Origin of the sequence: Novosphingobium aquimarinum (genome assembly GCF_009746585.1) — a bacterium.
Classification (GTDB): Bacteria; Pseudomonadota; Alphaproteobacteria; order Sphingomonadales; family Sphingomonadaceae; genus Novosphingobium; species Novosphingobium aquimarinum.
The window spans coordinates 109,068-125,679 of the sequence record NZ_WRPO01000011.1 but is presented as its reverse complement, the minus strand read 5'-3'; the positions used below and the strand labels follow the sequence as shown (position 1 = coordinate 125,679).

The 16,612-nt window shown below is 60.6% G+C and carries 23 protein-coding genes; 11 read left to right on the top strand and 12 right to left on the bottom strand.

Features of this window, described 5'->3' with window-relative positions:
• The 5 genes from GQO94_RS12615 to arsB all read left to right on the top strand — a co-directional run.
• Positions 1 to 356: helix-turn-helix transcriptional regulator (locus GQO94_RS12615; protein ID WP_198045944.1), on the top strand; the 356-nt coding region annotated here is incomplete at its 5' end.
• 128 nt (positions 357 to 484) lie between these two features.
• On the top strand, positions 485 to 823 hold the full coding sequence (locus GQO94_RS12610; RefSeq protein ID WP_010240699.1) for an ArsR/SmtB family transcription factor: 339 nt from the start codon (positions 485 to 487) through the stop codon (positions 821 to 823).
• A complete protein-coding gene (locus GQO94_RS12605; protein WP_010240701.1) occupies positions 823 to 1,293 on the top strand; it encodes an ArsI/CadI family heavy metal resistance metalloenzyme in 471 nt (156 codons plus the stop codon). Before GQO94_RS12610 ends, GQO94_RS12605 begins: the two co-directional genes overlap by 1 nt.
• A gap of 8 nt (positions 1,294 to 1,301) precedes the next feature.
• A complete protein-coding gene (locus GQO94_RS12600) occupies positions 1,302 to 1,802 on the top strand; it encodes an arsenate reductase ArsC (protein ID WP_029140661.1) in 501 nt (166 codons plus the stop codon).
• Entirely contained in the window at positions 1,799 to 2,869 is a 1,071-nt protein-coding gene (gene arsB / locus GQO94_RS12595; RefSeq protein ID WP_054522831.1) for an ACR3 family arsenite efflux transporter, read from the top strand. Before GQO94_RS12600 ends, arsB begins: the two co-directional genes overlap by 4 nt.
• A gap of 12 nt (positions 2,870 to 2,881) precedes the next feature.
• Here the strand turns inward: arsB and GQO94_RS12590 are convergent, their stop codons facing one another.
• The 5 genes from GQO94_RS12590 to GQO94_RS12575 form a co-directional block, all read right to left on the bottom strand.
• Positions 2,882 to 3,208, bottom strand: coding sequence for a YnfA family protein (locus GQO94_RS12590; protein WP_054522830.1), 327 nt, complete (start codon positions 3,206 to 3,208; stop codon positions 2,882 to 2,884).
• A gap of 81 nt (positions 3,209 to 3,289) precedes the next feature.
• Positions 3,290 to 4,693: a dihydrolipoyl dehydrogenase family protein gene (locus GQO94_RS12585; protein ID WP_197465581.1), complete on the bottom strand. Its 1,404-nt coding sequence runs from the start codon at positions 4,691 to 4,693 to the stop codon at positions 3,290 to 3,292.
• Positions 4,653 to 4,883, bottom strand: a complete 231-nt coding sequence (locus GQO94_RS21265) for a GDCCVxC domain-containing (seleno)protein (RefSeq protein ID WP_082379137.1) — start codon at positions 4,881 to 4,883, stop codon at positions 4,653 to 4,655. Before GQO94_RS21265 ends, GQO94_RS12585 begins: the two co-directional genes overlap by 41 nt.
• Positions 4,880 to 5,221: a heavy-metal-associated domain-containing protein gene (locus GQO94_RS12580; RefSeq protein WP_047819462.1), complete on the bottom strand. Its 342-nt coding sequence runs from the start codon at positions 5,219 to 5,221 to the stop codon at positions 4,880 to 4,882. Before GQO94_RS12580 ends, GQO94_RS21265 begins: the two co-directional genes overlap by 4 nt.
• A gap of 11 nt (positions 5,222 to 5,232) precedes the next feature.
• Positions 5,233 to 5,595: a mercuric transporter MerT family protein gene (locus GQO94_RS12575; protein ID WP_010240364.1), complete on the bottom strand. Its 363-nt coding sequence runs from the start codon at positions 5,593 to 5,595 to the stop codon at positions 5,233 to 5,235.
• Between the two features lie 59 nt (positions 5,596 to 5,654).
• Here GQO94_RS12575 and GQO94_RS12570 point away from each other — a divergent pair, with 59 nt between their 5' ends.
• Complete coding sequence (locus GQO94_RS12570) at positions 5,655 to 6,077, top strand: MerR family transcriptional regulator (protein WP_010240361.1); 423 nt, start codon at positions 5,655 to 5,657, stop codon at positions 6,075 to 6,077.
• Positions 6,078 to 6,216: 139 nt separating this feature from the next.
• Positions 6,217 to 6,621 carry a response regulator gene (locus GQO94_RS12565; RefSeq protein WP_010240358.1) on the top strand — a complete coding sequence of 135 codons (405 nt, stop codon included), beginning with the start codon at positions 6,217 to 6,219 and terminating at the stop codon, positions 6,619 to 6,621.
• Here the strand turns inward: GQO94_RS12565 and GQO94_RS12560 are convergent.
• Entirely contained in the window at positions 6,614 to 7,693 is a 1,080-nt protein-coding gene (locus tag GQO94_RS12560; protein WP_054522828.1) for a sensor histidine kinase, read from the bottom strand. The two genes, GQO94_RS12565 and GQO94_RS12560, sit on opposite strands and share 8 nt — an antisense overlap.
• 219 nt (positions 7,694 to 7,912) lie before the next feature.
• Between GQO94_RS12560 and GQO94_RS12555 the strand changes: the two genes are divergently transcribed.
• From GQO94_RS12555 to GQO94_RS12545, 3 genes are read left to right on the top strand one after another with little or no spacing between them, the layout of a single operon-like run.
• Positions 7,913 to 8,539: an acyl-homoserine-lactone synthase gene (locus tag GQO94_RS12555; protein ID WP_050775909.1), complete on the top strand. Its 627-nt coding sequence runs from the start codon at positions 7,913 to 7,915 to the stop codon at positions 8,537 to 8,539.
• On the top strand, positions 8,536 to 9,402 hold the full coding sequence (locus GQO94_RS12550) for a phytanoyl-CoA dioxygenase family protein (RefSeq protein WP_010239387.1): 867 nt from the start codon (positions 8,536 to 8,538) through the stop codon (positions 9,400 to 9,402). The genes GQO94_RS12555 and GQO94_RS12550 overlap by 4 nt, the downstream gene beginning before the upstream one ends.
• A gap of 35 nt (positions 9,403 to 9,437) precedes the next feature.
• Positions 9,438 to 10,004 (top strand): GntR family transcriptional regulator, encoded by a 567-nt coding sequence (locus GQO94_RS12545; RefSeq protein ID WP_230279203.1) that lies wholly within the window; start codon positions 9,438 to 9,440, stop codon positions 10,002 to 10,004.
• A 14-nt stretch (positions 10,005 to 10,018) separates the two neighbouring features.
• On the opposite strand, the gene GQO94_RS12540 is transcribed toward GQO94_RS12545, so the two are convergent.
• A complete protein-coding gene (locus tag GQO94_RS12540; RefSeq protein ID WP_029140603.1) occupies positions 10,019 to 11,233 on the bottom strand; it encodes a tyrosine-type recombinase/integrase in 1,215 nt (404 codons plus the stop codon).
• Between the two features lie 126 nt (positions 11,234 to 11,359).
• Entirely contained in the window at positions 11,360 to 12,073 is a 714-nt protein-coding gene (gene trmB / locus GQO94_RS12535; protein WP_156841908.1) for a tRNA (guanine(46)-N(7))-methyltransferase TrmB, read from the bottom strand.
• Positions 12,074 to 12,211: 138 nt separating this feature from the next.
• Here trmB and GQO94_RS12530 point away from each other — a divergent pair, with 138 nt between their 5' ends.
• Complete coding sequence (locus tag GQO94_RS12530; RefSeq protein WP_156841900.1) at positions 12,212 to 13,219, top strand: SMP-30/gluconolactonase/LRE family protein; 1,008 nt, start codon at positions 12,212 to 12,214, stop codon at positions 13,217 to 13,219.
• Here GQO94_RS12530 and GQO94_RS12525 read toward each other — a convergent pair.
• From GQO94_RS12525 to GQO94_RS12510, 4 genes are read right to left on the bottom strand one after another with little or no spacing between them, the layout of a single operon-like run.
• On the bottom strand, positions 13,209 to 14,012 hold the full coding sequence (locus GQO94_RS12525) for a VOC family protein (protein WP_156841899.1): 804 nt from the start codon (positions 14,010 to 14,012) through the stop codon (positions 13,209 to 13,211). The two genes, GQO94_RS12530 and GQO94_RS12525, sit on opposite strands and share 11 nt — an antisense overlap.
• On the bottom strand, positions 14,009 to 14,458 hold the full coding sequence (locus tag GQO94_RS12520) for a cupin domain-containing protein (RefSeq protein ID WP_156841898.1): 450 nt from the start codon (positions 14,456 to 14,458) through the stop codon (positions 14,009 to 14,011). Before GQO94_RS12520 ends, GQO94_RS12525 begins: the two co-directional genes overlap by 4 nt.
• 2 nt (positions 14,459 to 14,460) lie before the next feature.
• Positions 14,461 to 14,919, bottom strand: a complete 459-nt coding sequence (locus GQO94_RS12515) for a DoxX family protein (protein WP_156841897.1) — start codon at positions 14,917 to 14,919, stop codon at positions 14,461 to 14,463.
• Positions 14,916 to 16,478, bottom strand: coding sequence for a GMC oxidoreductase (locus GQO94_RS12510; RefSeq protein ID WP_156841896.1), 1,563 nt, complete (start codon positions 16,476 to 16,478; stop codon positions 14,916 to 14,918). The genes GQO94_RS12515 and GQO94_RS12510 overlap by 4 nt, the downstream gene beginning before the upstream one ends.
• Positions 16,479 to 16,612: the final 134 nt, after the last annotated feature.

The following is a 16,612-nucleotide window of genomic DNA, read 5'->3' as shown; positions in this document are numbered from 1 at the left end:
GGTGTAAATCCCTCATCCCCCTCGCCGCCATCGCGAAAGGGAAAAAGTGGACGACTTTTACGCCGCCCGCAGCAGCACTTCGCCGCCGCTACCGTGGTCTAATTTTGCACCGCCGTTCTCAGAAGGTCCCTTCCCTGACCGATCGGCAGCGGGAGTGTCTGCTTTGGGTTGCAAGAGGGAAGACTGCAGCTGAAACGGCCATGATACTCGAAATCAGCACCGAAACCGTCATTCAGCATCTTAAGATGGCCCGCGAGCGCTACCAGGTCCATTGTAAACAGTCCCTCGTCGTCGCGGCGCTGTTCGACGGGTTGATCGGGTTTGCCGACATTATCCGTTGGCGGGACACAGGCTAGTTTTCGCGCCACTGCCTCTCAATCACTCGAACATGGCCGTACTGCCTATTTCGCAACCGTTCAGAAAGCAATTTGACTTCTCTCGGCATTTCGATATTTTAATAGTTATCGAATCATTGGAGTGAGCGATGCAAGCCGACCGCGTGATCCGAGCCCTATCTGCTCTGGCACAGGAGCATCGCCTCGCCGCATTCCGCCTGCTCGTGCAGGCCGGGGAGCAAGGCGTTGCCGCTGGGGTGCTAGCTGAGAAACTCCAAGTGCCTCCGTCTTCAATGAGCTTTCACCTTGCCCAACTGGGCAATGCGGGGCTGGTCACCCAGCGGCGCGAAAGCCGCTCGATCATCTATTCGGCGGACTATGCCGCGATGAATGGCCTGATGGGCTACCTCACCGAGAACTGCTGCGGCGGCATGTCCTGTTCCCAGGATACCGAATGCTTTCCTTCTCCTCAACGAAAGAGCGCCTGATGAAACGCTTTCACGTGCATGTCGGCGTGACCGACATCGACCACTCTATTGCCTTCTATTCAAGCCTGTTCGGTGCCGAGCCCGACGTGGTGAAGGCCGACTATGCCAAGTGGATGCTGGAAGATCCGCGCATCAACTTCGCGATTTCGATGCGCGAGGCTGCTGCCAAAGGCATCGAGCATGTCGGCTTGCAGGTCGAGGACAAGAGCGAACTCGAAGAGGTCTATGGCCGCCTCAAGGCTGCTGACCGCCCGGTGCTCGAAGAAGGCGCGACGACTTGCTGCTACGCGCAGTCGGAAAAGAGCTGGATCGCCGATCCAGATGGCGTCGTCTGGGAAGCTTTTCTGACCGATGGCGAGAGCACGACCTATGGCGGCAGTCCTGACCTCGACCAGCTCGCATCTGCCATTGCCACTTTGGGCGCCTGCTGCGCGCCGCAACTGGCACCTGCCAAGACGTCCTGCTGCTGAGGTAACTGATGTTAGATCAACCGCTGAACGTGCTGTTCCTGTGCACGGGCAATTCCGCTCGTTCGATCCTGGGTGAGGCAATCCTCAACCAAGACGGTGAGGGTCGATTCAAGGCCTACAGCGCCGGAAGCAATCCGATCGGCACAGTGAATCCCTGGGCGATCCATACGCTCAAGACACTGGGCTATCCGGCAGATGGCTATTCCTCAAAGAGCTGGAGCGAGTTTGCCGAAGGACCAGAATTCGATCTGATCTTCACCGTCTGCGACAGCGCGGCGGCCGAGACTTGCCCAGTATGGCCGGGTCGTCCGACTTCCGCGCACTGGGGCATTCCTGATCCGGCGGCGGTCGAGGGCAGCGATGCAGAGAAGGCAGCGGCCTTCCTCGATGCGTTTCGCATGCTGAAGCGCCGTATCGACCTGATGCTGGCGCTGCCGATTGCCAGCTTCGAGCAGATTGCCCTGCGCGAAAAGCTGCAAGCCATTGGCCACGAGGCGGATGAACAATGACCGCTGCAGCTGCTGACATGGACGCCCGCGCGGCGGGGCTAGGCCTGTTCGAGAAATGGCTTTCGGTCTGGGTCGGCGGCGCGATCCTCGCCGGGATTGCGCTCGGCAATGCAGCGCCAGAGCTATTCGCCTCGCTAGCGGGCATCGAATACGCCTCGGTCAATCTTGTCGTCGCAGTACTGATCTGGGCGATGATATTCCCGATGATGGTGGCGGTCGATTTCGGCGCGGTGCGTCGCGTCGGTGACAAGCCAAAGGGCCTGATCATCACGCTGGTAGTGAACTGGTTCATCAAGCCTTTCACGATGGCTGCACTTGGCGTGTTGTTCTTCGAGGTCGTCTTTGCCGACCTGATCGCGCCTGCCGATGCCCAGCAATACATCGCCGGGCTGATCCTGCTGGGTGCGGCCCCTTGCACCGCGATGGTCTTCGTATGGTCGCAGCTCACCAGGGGCGATCCTGCCTATACGCTGGTGCAAGTCGCGGCGAATGATCTCATCATGATCGTGGCCTTCGCGCCCATTGTCGCGCTGCTGCTGGGCGTGACCGACATTGCGGTCCCGTGGGAGACGCTGCTGCTCTCGGTCGCGCTCTATGTGGTCGTGCCGCTCGCAGCCGGTGCCATTGTGCGGCATCGGCTTCTCGCGACCCATGGCGGCGATGAAGCGGCGGTGTCCGAATTCACGGGGCGCATGAAGCCGCTCTCGATCATCGGCCTGCTGCTGACGGTGTTGCTGCTGTTCGGCTTCCAGGCGGAAACCATTGTCGCCCGACCGCTGTTGATCGCGCTGATTGCAGCGCCCATTGTTGTCCAAAGCTACGGCATCTTCTTCATCGCTTATGGCTGGGCCAAAGCGTGGAAGGTCCCGCACGCAGTAGCCGCGCCCTGCGCTCTTATCGGCACGTCCAATTTTTTCGAACTGGCGGTGGCGGTTGCGATCGGCCTGTTCGGCCTAGGGAGCGGAGCTGCTTTGGCTACGGTGGTAGGCGTCCTCGTAGAAGTGCCTGTCATGTTGTCGCTGGTAGCGATCGCCAATCGGACGCGTGGTATATTCCCTTTGGCTTGATGCGGATGTGCCTCATACCGGTCTGGGGGCGAGCAAGATGACGCCGGCGCCTACAAGGCAGATCGCCACGCCCAGAGTGTCCCACCGATCGGGCTTCACGCCTTCTGCGATCCAAAGCCACAAAAGCGCGGACAGAATGTAGACCCCGCCGTAGGCAGCATAAGTTCGACCTGCATGCTCGGCATCGACCAGCGTTAGCAAATAGGCAAAAAGGACGAGTGAAGCCACGCCCGGAACGAGCCACCAAGCCGACTTGTCCATACGCAACCACGCCCAGAAAGCGAAACAGCCCGCAATTTCAGCAATTGCAGCACCGAGATATGCGAGAAAGGTCATCATCTGACCTCTATCGAGATTTCGACTGTCGATCGCAAACGGGATTACCCGGTTGATGGCTTTACTGGACCAAGCGAGGCGCAACTACGATAGCATGGAGCCAAGATCGGAGCCCACGCTCGGATACACCGATACCATTTTCTTGAGATCGCTTGTTGTCAGTCCAAGTCGGATGGCCAAACCGAAGAAATTAATGATTTCGCCATATTCGGGTCCGAGCAGATGGGCGCCCAGGATAGTGTCGCTGTCCTTATCGATTATAACCTTGGTTGCAGCGCAGCTTTCGCCAACGCGAAGGTTGGAATACCAGTCGCCGGTGTCATTCTCGACGACGCGGATATCGTGCCCGGCCTCTCGTGCATCCTGTTCGAGCATGCCAACGCGGGTTAGCTCCGGTACGGTAAATACAGCGCTCGGAACTCCCGAATAATCCGGCTTGGTCCGGTTGCCCTTGAGCATATTGGACGCAGCTACCTTGCCCTCGAAAACCGCGACAGGCGTAAGCGGGGCACCCTGCGTATCGGCGGCATCCCCGGCAGCGTAGATTTTCGGGTTGGACGTGCTTTGCAGGTAGGCGTTGACCGCAACGCCCTTGTCACCTGCCTCGACATTGGCTGCGGCCAGATCGAGCTGATCAATTGCCGCGACGCGGCCCGCGCCTTGGACGACGAGATCGGCGCGCAAATCTTTCGTTTCGCTACCCGTTTCTACCGTGACAAGAAAGTCCGTCCCGTCCTTCTTGATGGATTTGAGTGACGTGCGCCGTCGCAGTTGGACGCCGACTTCCTCGCCTCGCGCGACGAGTCTTTCAACAAGATCGGCATCGAAACCTTTAAGCGGTCTCTCGCCGCGATCGATCATGCACACCTCGCTGCCGGCGCGTGCTGCGATATGGCCAAACTCGAACGAGATGAAGCCGCCGCCGATGAACAGGATGCGTTCGGGCAGCGCATCGAGCCGCATGAACTCGGTGCTGTCGGTAAGGTGTTCGGAGCCGGGAACATCTATCGTCCGCGGCTTGGCACCCGTTGCGATCAGGAAATGGTTTGCCTGAAACTGCCCCTCGCCGTCGATTTCGACGGTATCTTCGCCGACGAAGCGCGCTTTCCCGTGAAGGGTAGTGACGCCGTTGCTCTCCAGACCGTTTTCGATCCGACCGGGCATTTTGTCGGTGAACGTCTGCGTGAAGGCGACCAGATCGGGCCAGTTGATGGCGATGTCGTTCGGTTCGATGCCCTTGCCGTGCATGAGCCGCGCTGCGTCGATGATTTCCGCCCCGCGGCGGAGCATTTTCTTCGGATCGCAGCCGCGCAGGGCGCAGGTGCCGCCATAAGGCAGTTCGTCGACCACCGCGACCGACCAACCGGCTGAGGCGCATTTGTTGGCGGCATTTACGGCCGCCATACCAACACCCAGCACTATAAGATCGAAGTTTCGCGTACTCATCTCACCGCCCTCCGCAACATGTGGCGCCCTTGCGATCGGCACGCGTTTCCTGGATCGGCGGGCAGGGGATGGTGCCGAATGAGCAGAAGACACAGCAATCGCCCGCATTGGGGCGGAGTTTCACACCGCAACCATTGCAATCGTAGAAAAACCAGCAGGCATCCGTCGGCATTCTTTCGAGCTTTTTGTACCCGCAAGTAGGGCATGTGATCTCGGACTTCAGTTCGATCATAGCGCGCTCTCTGAAAGGATCGCCGGATATCCGGCCTCGGTCGACGCCGCGGCGATCGCGCTTGTGGTTGTTCGCTCAGGATCGAACTGCGCAGTCGCCGTCCTGGTCTCGTAATCGATAGTCACCTCGTGCACGCCTGCCACGCCTTCCATCGCGCGCCGAACCGTTATCGGGCAGGTCGCGCAGGTCATATTCTCGACCGCAAAACTTGCCGATTGCAGATGCGCAGAATTTTGTTGAACCCGTTCGTCGGAGTTTGGCGGAAACAAGGTCGCTGCCCAGATACCCGCTCCGGCCAGTCCCAGTATCGCAACTGCGACGATCATCGTCTTCTTCATCTTTCGAACTCCTAGTAGAATTGCGGCGCCCACCACTCGACCGTGGACGAGGCAGCGACCAATACGGTCGCCAGCCACAGGGAGCTTTTGACGAGCAGGTTTGCTCCGGGCCGCGCGCAATATGTTCCGTCTTCGCAAGGTTCGGCTTGCCGAAAATAGACGTGCCGGAATCCAAGGGCCAAAAAGACAACCGCAATGGCGATAAATACCCATTTGTACGGTTCGAGCGCAGTGAGATTGCCGATCCACGCGCCGCTGATGCCAAGGCTCAGCAATAACAGCGGGGCAATACAGCAGGACGAGGCGAGTATCGCGCCGAGCGTCCCGCCGCTCGCCCATAAGCGCTGCGCGTTCTTGTGCATTTGATCGACCATGGAAACCAATGTACTCCCTGTAGTAACTACAGGTTCAAGCACTAATTGGCATATGGCTCATGACAGCATCGCAAGTGATCAAACGGGGAGAACTGGCCAGACGGTCGGGCTGCAACCTTGAGACAATCCGCTACTACGAGAACATCGGTCTGCTTCAGCCTCCCGAGCGTACGGCAAGCGGGCACAGGCTCTATCCACCCGGCGACCAGGCGCGGCTCGGCTTTATCTTGCGCGGCCGCGATCTGGGTTTTTCGATCGAGGAGCTCAAAAGCCTGCTCAGCCTCGTTGATTCGCACCCCTACAGCTGCGGCGAGGTTCGGGATCTGACCAATAACCATCTGGCCAGCGTGCGAGCTAAAATTGCTGATTTGACTAGGTTGGAGCGCACGCTAGCCGATGTATCAGCCCGCTGCGAAGGCGGTGATGTTCCGGAATGCCCCATCATAGATACGCTCTTTGGTCGTGGTCCTGGCGCCCGATAGTGAAGCTATGCCGTCGGAACGGGTGCGCGTCTTGAAGCTATTTCGATCGAAGCCGGATGCGACGAGGCGAGGGAACGAATATGCGCCCTGTCCGTCCCCTCACTACAGAGCCTCGTCATTTAACTTTTGATAGCTTTCCATGCCGACCACCATTCTGATTGTCGAAGACGAATTCCTCATAGCTGTCGAAATGGAGGCGGTGGTTCACGATCTCGGTCATGAATCCGCAGGCATAGCCGACGACATGCAATCGGCATTGGCAAAGGCTTCAGACGCGATCGATGTGGCGCTCGTCGATGTCAATCTGGCCGATGGAGCCACTGGTCCGAGGATCGGCGAGAAGCTTGCTGCGGATTTCGGGATCGAGGTTATTTTCGTAACCGCCAATCCCGCACAACTCGGCGAAGGGGTGAGCGGAACGCTGGGCGCGCTGGAAAAACCGGTCGATCTTAGCATTCTCAAGCAGGTTCTCGACTATGTCATTGCGGTCCGGAAGGGCGAAAAAATCGATCCGCCAGCCCGTCTTAGGCTCTTCTTTAACTAGGCTCCTGCAACCTGCTTTTTCGGACATCCATGACGAGTTCAACGCCATCGTCATGCCAGGTTCTCTCGTAATTGCCTCCTAGCTGTTGCTTCACGGCCAACTCGATGAGGCGACTTCCGAAACCCGTTTGAGGCTCACTCGCCTTGTCGATGTGAGCTCCGTGTTCCCTCCAGCGGAAGCGGACCATCTCGTCCTCGGTTGAAAGGTCCAGCGAAATCCTTCCCTCGGGATTGGACAGAGCTCCGTACTTCATCGCGTTGGTAGCCAGCTCGTGGAACACCAATGCAACCGGCGTGGCGGCGCGGCTTTCGACCGCGATATCGGGGCCGGAAATAGCAATCCTTCTTTCGGAAAAGGCAGGATAGGTCTCGAAGATCGTCGCAAGCAGCGTGGCGAGGGTCACTTCCTTGCCCTCGGGCTGGGACTTTTCGCTGTGGGGCCGGACGAATTCGTGCGCGCGCCCCAGCGCGGAAATCCGGCCCAGCAGGTCGCGCGACGCTTCACCGAACGCTTCATTTGCGCGCGCTGTCAGGCTGATCAAACCGGAAACAATCGCGAAGATGTTCTTGATGCGATGGCTGAGCTCTTGACTCAGGATTTCGTTTTGGAGGGCGGTGCGCTTCTGCTCGTCGATATCCGTACAAGTGCCGATCCAGCGCTGGATCTCACCCTCCTCGTTGAGGATCGGCAGCGCACGACCGATCATCCAGCGATAATCGCCGCTGTGATGCCTCAGGCGATATTCAACCTCGTACGGTTCGCCGGTAGCGAGGCTGTGGTTCCATTTCTTCCATGTGTCGGCCTGGTCATCCTCATGGAACATCCCGGCCCATCCTTCGCCGTCGGTTGATCCGACAGGGACACCCGTGAATTCATACCAGCGCGCATTGTAATAATCGTGGGAGCCGTCGGGAAGAGTCGACCATACCATCTGCGGCATGGTGTCGGCGAGCGCATGGAAAGCAGCTCCGGCGGATTGCAGCGCATGCTCTGTAGCGAGGGGCAAGACATCAGGCGCCGAAGAGGATTCGCGGCTGCCAAGCTGGAAGTTCGTGATGACTTTTGCATTCATAGCCAGCTTGTGACCTTCCCGGGATGAACAGAATCGGACCGATAAGATACCTGTCGTATCTTGATGATTTTCAAACGCTGACGCTCATCGCAAAGGTGGGATGGCCAGTAAACTCTCCCCTGTAGAGCGCCAGATGTGGCCCTCCCCAGTTCTTGGTATGTCGCTGCCTATCCGGATTTGATGAGATGCGAGCAGTCATCAAGTTCACAGGTAATCTTCATGCAGCAAAGCAGCGGTATAAATGGTGCAAACTTGGTCGATCCGGCACTTCGCGCCATGTTCGAGGCGCGCAAGCGCGTGTTCGTGGATCTTCTTGGGTGGGACGTTCCGGTGCTCGACGGGACCTTTGAAATCGACCAGTTCGATACGCCCTCGGCCGCCTATCTCGTCCTCACCGGCGAAAAGTGCGAGCATCGCGCATCGGCCCGGCTCCTGCGTTCTGATGGACCTCATATCTTACGCGATCTCTTTCCGCAGCTGTGCACCGGACCTGTTCCGCAGGATGAGGCATTTCGCGAGATTACCCGATTCTGTATCGATCCCACGTTGCCGCGCGCTGATCGCCGGAGTGTCCGCAACCAGCTCGTCTCCGCACTCGCCGATTTTGCAATATCGGAAGGGATCTCTGGTTATTCGGCGGTCGCCCCAGTGCCCTGGTTCCGTCAGATCGCCCAGTTCGGCTGGCGCTGCCAGCAGCTTGGACCGTGCGTTTCTATCGATGGGCAGCAGCTTGTCGCTCTTCGGATCGACATCGACCAAGATACACGCGCGCAACTCGCCAACGCAGGGATCTACTGCCGCAATCCTAAGCCGGAAGCCTATGGCGGCATGGAGCTGGCAGCATGACTGGGCCGAGGGAGGCGCATTGGCTCGATCAGCTGCAAGAGGATGGCTATTGCATCATTCCGCAGCTTGTCGCCGAGCAACAGATCGCCGCACTCGATGCCGACCTGGAAGGTGCATTTGCGCAGGCGCCCCTCGGCAAGGGAGACTTCTATGGCCATCGGACTAAACGGTTTGGAAGCCTGCTTCGCCGGTCGCAGGTCGCAGGCGATCTAGTCCTGCAGCCGCTAGTCCTATCGCTCGCCCGCGCAATTCTCGGCAGCGCCTGCGACCGGATACAGCTCAATGTCGCCCAGGCGATCGCGATCCATCCCGGCGAGATAGAACAGTTTCCGCATTGCGATCAGGATATGTGGGCAGGCCGCAAGGGCGATCACGAATATCTTCTCAACGTCATCTGGCCGCTGACCGAATTTACTCGCCTCAATGGCGCGACACGCATCTACCCCGGGACGCACAGGAAGCCTGTCGACAATCTCGAAAGTCTCGACGATCCCATAGTAGCTGTTTGCAAGCCCGGCGATGCGATCTGCTTTCTCGGCTCCACCGTCCATGGAGCGGGACCAAACCAGACCGAGGATGTCCGCCGCGGTGTCGTAATCGGCTACAGTCTCGGCTGGCTCAAACCCTACGAGAATCTCTGGCTGGCCTATCCACCAGCAGTAGCAAAAGAGTTCTCTCCCGAACTCGCCGAGCTCGCCGGATATGTGCAGCACCGTCCGAACCTGGGTAATTTCGAAGGGCAATGCCCGTCGGTTTTGCTGAGCGACAAGGTGCCCGAATTCCCTCAGGCAACCGATAGTCTGCGCCCCGACCAGAAAGAAGCGGTTCGTGAGTTCGCCAAGACGCGCCGCGGCGGACGATGAGTCCCGCTCACGTCCTCGAGCCTACGTACAGGCGGTTGAAAGATGCATTGCTGGAAGGGCGCTTCCGGGCCGGTACGAAGCTTGAGGCGATGCGACTCGCTGACGATTTCGGAGTGAGCATGACGCCGGTAAGAGACAGCCTGAACCAGCTTGTCGGTGAAGGGCTGGTCGACCTCACGCCCGGCGAAGGATTTCGCGTACCGCTGCTTACCGAACAGGCCTTGCGCGACATTCTGCAAGTCAACGCCCTGCTTTTGGAGCAGGCTCCCGACAACGATCACAAATCACTGACAATCAACGAAGGATCAAACGACACGCGAGGTGCTTATGCCGACCGATTGGCGCGCGCCTTCAGAGACATCGCGGCAAGCTCAGGCAATCGGTTTCGCGTACATTTGGTCGAACGCATTAGCGACAGACTCCATCCGCTACGTGAACTCGAGCCGGTGATTTGGCCTGGCGCGCCGCATGCCCTTGAGCAAATTGAGCGAAAAGCGCAGCAAGGGTTCGATGGCTCAAACCGAGCGGTACGCGCATATCATCAACACATTGAGGATCTGGTACCCGCTCTTGTCGGACGTTTGAACCAGCAGACGCCCTAGCCCTCGCCAATATTTTAGGTCGTCTCCCCACTCTCGGACAGAACCGTCGCGAGGTGGTCATTCCAGGCATCGAGCGCCTGGCGCTTTTCGTCCTTCCAGTCGTGGCGCTGGTAGATGCCGGCGACTCCGGCGCGAGATCCGCCCACATGGTTGAGAACGGCTTCGGTGACTTCAAACCGAACGCCAAGCCGCTGGAAGTTCGTTGCGAGGGTTCGTCGTAGATCATGAAGGCGCCAGGCTTCGAGCGGCTCTTCGCAACGTTCCTCGATCAGGCTGTCGAGCTTCACCTTCCCTTTGGCGTATCCCGTAAAGCCCGCCCCGCTAGCTGTCGCGAAAACACGGCCCTTACGCGGCCACCTCTCGCCGCGAGCCTCCCGGTCGAGCTCGGCGATTGCAAGATCGTTGAGGGGAATGGAGTTAGGTTCTCCGTTCTTGGTTCGAGATCCGGGCAGGGTCCATAATCTTTCGCTGCGACTGAGCTCCTGCCAGTGCATCCCGGAGACTTCTTCACGGCGCTGTCCGGTTACGATCAGAAGCCTGACAATTGGACCAAAGCAGCGATGACATTCCGGCGCCGCATTCCAGATATGGCGGAGTTCGCCATCCTTGAGCCAGCGCTCTCGTGGCTTGACCGGAGGCGGCGTTTCCATGCCCTCCATCGGATTGCGATCGATATCTCCGCGACTGACGGCCCAGCGAAACAGGCGGCGCATAACGGCAAAGACATTTCGCCGGTTTGCCACCTGCTTGGGCGGCATCTGATCGAGAACCGAAACGACGTCGATCTTCGTAATCGCTGGCAGCGCCTTCATTCCGAATGTGGGCTTGAGGTAGAGGCGAATGGATCGCTCCACGAGGCGACGCCATCCCTCGCGTTTGCAGGAGCGAGTGAAGAGGTCAGCGTAATTCGAGAAGGCGAGGTCGACAGCTTCCCGGCGGCGCTGCTTTTCCGCATCAACCGGATCAATGCCCTGCGCAACAATCACCAACAATCGCTCAGCTTCCAAGCGTGCAGTAGTCGGTGTCCAAGGCGATCCATGTGATCCGATCGTGAAACGACGGGTCTTCGCTTCTCGTCCGCCCATTCGGAACTGGATTATGTAACTGATTGATCCAGCAGTTGTAATCTTGACGCCAAAGCCCTTGAGATCGGTGTCCCAAAGATAGTTTTCCTTTGGTCCAACCGGGAGCGAATCGACCGTGCGCTTGCTGATTTTTCCTGTTGCCATGCGATACCTCGTGGCCTTTTCTGGCAATCACCGGGTAATCACGCAAGCGGAAAAAGGGGCGAATTGGAGGCAATTCTGGCGTAAGTGTTTTGCGCTAAGTCGTTGTTTTTACAACATCAGCGTAGTCTAGCGTCGCCTGAATCGAAAGTACCAGACTTCGTGCCCCTGCCGCCGGGCCTTCGCTTCGTAGCGGGTTTCGGGCCAGCCGCCGGGGCGCGTCAGGAAATTGCCTGGCGTCTCGCAGAGCCATTCGAACTCGTCGGTGAAGCGCTGCATCACCATCAAGGCGTGGCGCAGATAGACGGGGTGGTCGGTGCCGAAGCGGAACTCGCCGCCCGGCTTCAGCTTATCGGCGATCATCCGGACCGGGCCGTCGTTCATCATCCGCCGCTTGGCATGGCGCGCCTTGGGCCAGGGATCGGGATGCAGCAGGTAGGCCATCGTCAGCGCGCCATCAGGCACGCGCGCCAGCACCTCGAGCGCATCGCCGTGATGGATCCGCACATTCCCCAGCGGGGGGTGCGCGCCGTCGTCGCCCGCAACGTGGACCAGCGCCTGCGCAACGCCGTTGAGGAAGGGCTCGGCGCCGATGAAGCCGTGATCGGGCAGCATGTCGGCGCGTTGCGCCATGTGCTCGCCGCCGCCGAAGCCGATCTCGAAATGAAGCGGACGCGGCTCGCCGAACAGGCGCTCGGCGGTGATCGGCCCGTCTTCGGGAACGCTAATCCTGGGGAGCAGATCGTCCACCAGCGCCTGCTGCCCGGCGCGCAGCGGTTTGCCGACGGATCGGCCGTAAAGACGGTTGAGCGTGGTCGGATCGCCGGGCTTGTTCGCGGTCATGGCGGCGCGCTTGGCAGGCGCGCGGCGCTTGGTCAACGGCGTGGTGGGCGTGGATCGAATGCGCGCATTCGCCCATGAACCATCGTGGTTGGCCGCGCGTTCCTTCGATGACAAGCGACGAACCATGGGACAAGCGTGATGACCAACGGCCAATCGGATGACGATCGCTCGCGTACGGACCTGCTGCCGACGCGGCTGTTACGGCGAGCGGGCGCGCCCAAGCCGGTCGCGGATTGGCGCGGGGTGCAATTCGACGATGACCGGTTGCGCGGCGTCCTGAGCGAAGACGCCAAGCTCCTGCAACTGCACGAAGGCGCGCTCCACGCCGAAGGGCCGGTCTGGCAACCGGCGGCGGAGCGGCTGGTCTTTTCCGATGTGCCCAACCGGCGTTTGCTGGCCTGGTACCCCGATGGTCATGTCGAGATTGTCATTGAAGGCACGTGGTTCATGAACGGCAACGCGCTGCTGCCCGATGGCGATCTGGTGCACTGCGAGCATGGCCGGCGCTGCATCAGCCGCTCTTCAGGGCAGGCGGACGAGGCGACGCCGATCATCACGCATTTCCACGGCAAGCGGCTCAATTCGCCCAATGACCTGGCAGTCGCGAATGATGGCGCGATCTGGTTTACCGATCCGATCTTCGGCATCGTCATGCCCAACCAGGGCGCGCTGGCGGATCCTGAACTGGATCATCGCAGCATCTATCGCTTCGACCCCGCGACTGGTGATCTGGCCCGGATGGCGGATTTCGAGCAGCCCAACGGCATCGGCTTCAGTCCCGATGGCGGGACGCTCTACGTTTCCGATACCTCACTGTCTCTGGGCGAAGTGCCGGGCTTCGAGGCCGGCGCGAAGCACGAGATCATCGCCTTCGATGTCGACGTGCATCGGGGCGGCGCGCTGTCCAACCGCCGGTTCTTCTGCCACGCCGATCACGGCTATCCCGATGGCTTCGCGATCGACGCGCGCAGCTGGGTCTGGGCGAGCGCGGCGGACGGGGTGCATGTCTGGTCGGCACAGCGCGAGAAACTGGGCTTTATCCCGACGCCGACGGTCGTCTCGAACTGCGCGTTTGGCGGCGAGAGTGGGCAGCGGCTGTTCATTGCGGCAAGCAGCTTCCTGCTGGCAATCGACCTTATCGAATAAGCTGATGCAAGTGCCCGTCCGGATCGCGAACGAGCGCGTCCGTTCCGGCCGGCCACACCACCCGCGTGGCGGCGATGTCGTTCGCCGACAACGGCGCATGCGCGCGACCCTTGGGCTGTCGATAGCGGAGCAGTTCGAGATGCGGCGGCATACTCGCGGGGTTCATGGGAACGACATCGACTTTCGGATCGTCGAGGCCATCCAGCGCGGCTTGCTCCGGACCTTCGTTCAGCGACGGATCACCGGTCGTCAGGCCCCGCGCGGCATAGAAGCGGCAGCTCTCGTCCACATCGCTTACCGCAATGGCGCTGTGATCGATGCCGAGCATGCCCCGCCCCCGCCAGTCGGATCGTGAGCCTTCCGGAAACTGCAGCAGTTCGAGCGGATGACCTTCCGGATCGCGCAACTTGATTGCGGTGACGCCGCCCGAGGACTTGGGAAGCGTAACCGGGCCGTCGCGGCTGATCGGCAAGGCTCCTGCCGCTTGCGCCCGGTGCCACCAGTGCGCCGCGTCGTCGGTGACGAGGGCGCAATGCTGGAAGATAACGTCCGATGCCCGCGTGTCTTGCGGATAGGCTTCGCCCGGCAATTCGAAGGCATCGAGATCGAGGCGGCTCGGACCCAGCGTCAGCGGCAGTCGCCACCCGCGCCCCGTGAGACCCAGCACCGCCATCTCGTCCCGTGAAATCGGCACACGCTCGCCCGCTTCGAATCCCAGCGCGCAATAGAACCCGGCCAGCTTTTCTGGATCGGCGCTGACCAGCCGGAAACCGGCGATCGCGCGCCAGGTCATGAGACCTTGCACGGCTCGCGATTGGGCGCGCGATGCAGTTGCACGCACATCAGCCGGCAGGGTTCATCGCCGATGGTGCCGGAGCGGTGGCCCTTCTTGCCATCGGTTTCCGTGCAATTCTGATCCTCGCCGAAAGAGAATTCGCCCGGGCCCTGCTCGATCCGGGTGCCATCCATGGCTTCGATGAACCAGCGGCCGGACAGCACGACGATCCATTGCGGTGCCGGGTTCTCGTGCCATTCGCCCACCCAGCCGACGGGCTGGACGGTGAAGACCACGGTCGCCTCGCCGCGCGCCATTTCGTCATTCCACTGCGGATCGGCGGGGCCCATGCTTTTCTTCTCGTACCCGGTCAACTCGCAGTGCTTGAAGCGACTGACACCGTCAGCATCGACGTAGAGATGGGCAAAGGACGTGGAAGGCCGGGGGCCGGCATCGTCGCTCATGATTAACCTCCGTAAGGGTTGCTGGATGCGAAGGGGTGGGCAAGAAATTGGGCGAGGCTGCTGCCATCCGTGCCGATGACGATCAGCAGGAAACCCGCGCCCAGCGACAGGTTCTTGAGGAAATCCCACAGCAGCGTGCGGCCCTTGCCATCCGGATCGCTCCAGAAATCGCCCTGCGCCCAGAACTGCTTGAAGAGCACCGCCGTCGCCGCGCAATAGCCGGCGATAATGAGCGCGCAGATCCGGTCGGCGATACCGGTGATGACCCCGAGCGAGCCGAACACCTCGATGCCGAGCCCGATCAGGATGACGAGGGCGGCAAGCGGCTTCGGCTTGAAGATCTCCTGCGCCTGGCCGACCGCGTGGGGAAAGTTCAGTACCTTGTCGAGCGCGCTGAACGGGAAGAACAGCAGCACCAGCCCGCAACGCACCACGAAAGCCGCGACGTGCGCTTCGTTCACAGCCGGTCCTCCAGGATCGAGGCGACCCGCAAGGCGTTGGCGATGATCGTCAGCGTGGGGTTCACCGCGCCGATCGAGGGGAAGAAGCTGGCATCGGTGATGTAGAGATTGTCGACTTCATGCGCCCGGCAATCGAGGTTCAGGACAGATGTCGCGGGGTCCGTACCGAAACGGCAGGTCCCGGCCTGATGCGCGGTCCCCGAGAGCGGAATGTCCTTGCCGAGGTACAAAGAGCGGTCGAGCAATACGGCGGGCAGGCCAGCATCCGACAGCACTTGCTTGAGCTTGCGCTTGAGATGGGAAAGCGCCTCGGGATTGGTCTCGACGAGGTCGAGATGGACTTTGCCGTCCTTGTAGTAGACGCGGTTGTCGGCATGCGGGAGGTCTTCGGCCTGCAGCCAGAAATCCATCGAATGACGCGCGATTTCCTCGAACGGCATGTCGGGTAGCCAATCGAGCCACTGCGGCATCGATTCGCCCTTCACTTGTTCGGGGTGGCTGGCCGCCATCATCTGCACCAGGCCCAGCGGATAGTCCCAGTCGTCCGATCCGAAGTAGAAGTCGCTGAAGGCGAGCGTCTTTTGGAACACCGTCTCGTTCGGCTCCTTCATCACCGCCATCAACACCGACATTTCATGGCGCATGTAGTTGCGCCCCACTTGTCCCGATCCGTTGGCCAGGCCGTTGGGATGCTGGTCGTTGGCCGATCGCAGCAGGAGCAACGCCGAAGACAGCGATCCGCAGGCGACGACGATCACGGGTGCGGTGTAGGTTTCTTCCTTGCCGTCGCGGGTCACGTGCACCGTCTCGATCTTGCGGCCGCTGGCATCGGTATCGAGCCGCGAGACGTAAGCGCCCGTCAGCATCGTCACGTTGTCGTACTTGGCCAGCATCGGATCGATGCAGATCACTTGCGCATCGGCCTTGCCGTTCAGCAGGCAGGGGAAGCCGTCGAAATAGGAACAGCGCATGCACACGCTGGTCGGCGTCGGTTTCCCGTCCGGCTGCTGGTCGAGCAGGATGCCGAGCGGCAGGTGGAAGGGATGCAGGCCGATATTGGTCAGACGGTCGGAAAGTTCGGCGATCTTCGGCTCGTGCTGCACCGGGGCGAAGGGGTAGGGGGTGTCGCAAGGCGGCTCGAGCGGGTCTTCGCCGCGCGCGCCATGGACGTGGTACAGCCGCTCCGCCTCGTCGTAGAACGGCGCGAAATCGGCGTAGGACAGCGGCCAGGCGGGCGAGACGCCGCCGGCGTGCCGCACTTCCTCGAAGTCGCGCTCGCGCAAGCGGAACAGCGCCGCGCCATAGACCTTGGAATTGCCGCCGACGTTGTAATGGAGCTGCGGGCTGAAGGTATCGCCCTTGGCATTGGTCCAGGTCTCATCGGCCTGGTAGCGCCCTTCGACGAAGACCGCCTTGGAACTCCAGTTCGCTTCCTCGCGAGGGAGATAGTCGCCGCGTTCCAGGATCAGGATGCGCTTGCCGGTGGGCGCAAGGCGCTGCGCGAGCGAAGCGCCGCCGGGGCCGCTGCCGATGACGATGAGGTCATAAGTCTCGGTCATGGTCGCATTCTCCGGATCGCTGGATGCCGCTCCCGGTTTCAGCGGGGGCGCCCCGGTTCGAAACGCGGATCGGATCGCGATCGCTCACAACTGCCAAGCCCATGATGCGCAGGGCCTGCCAGTCACCGGCTCGA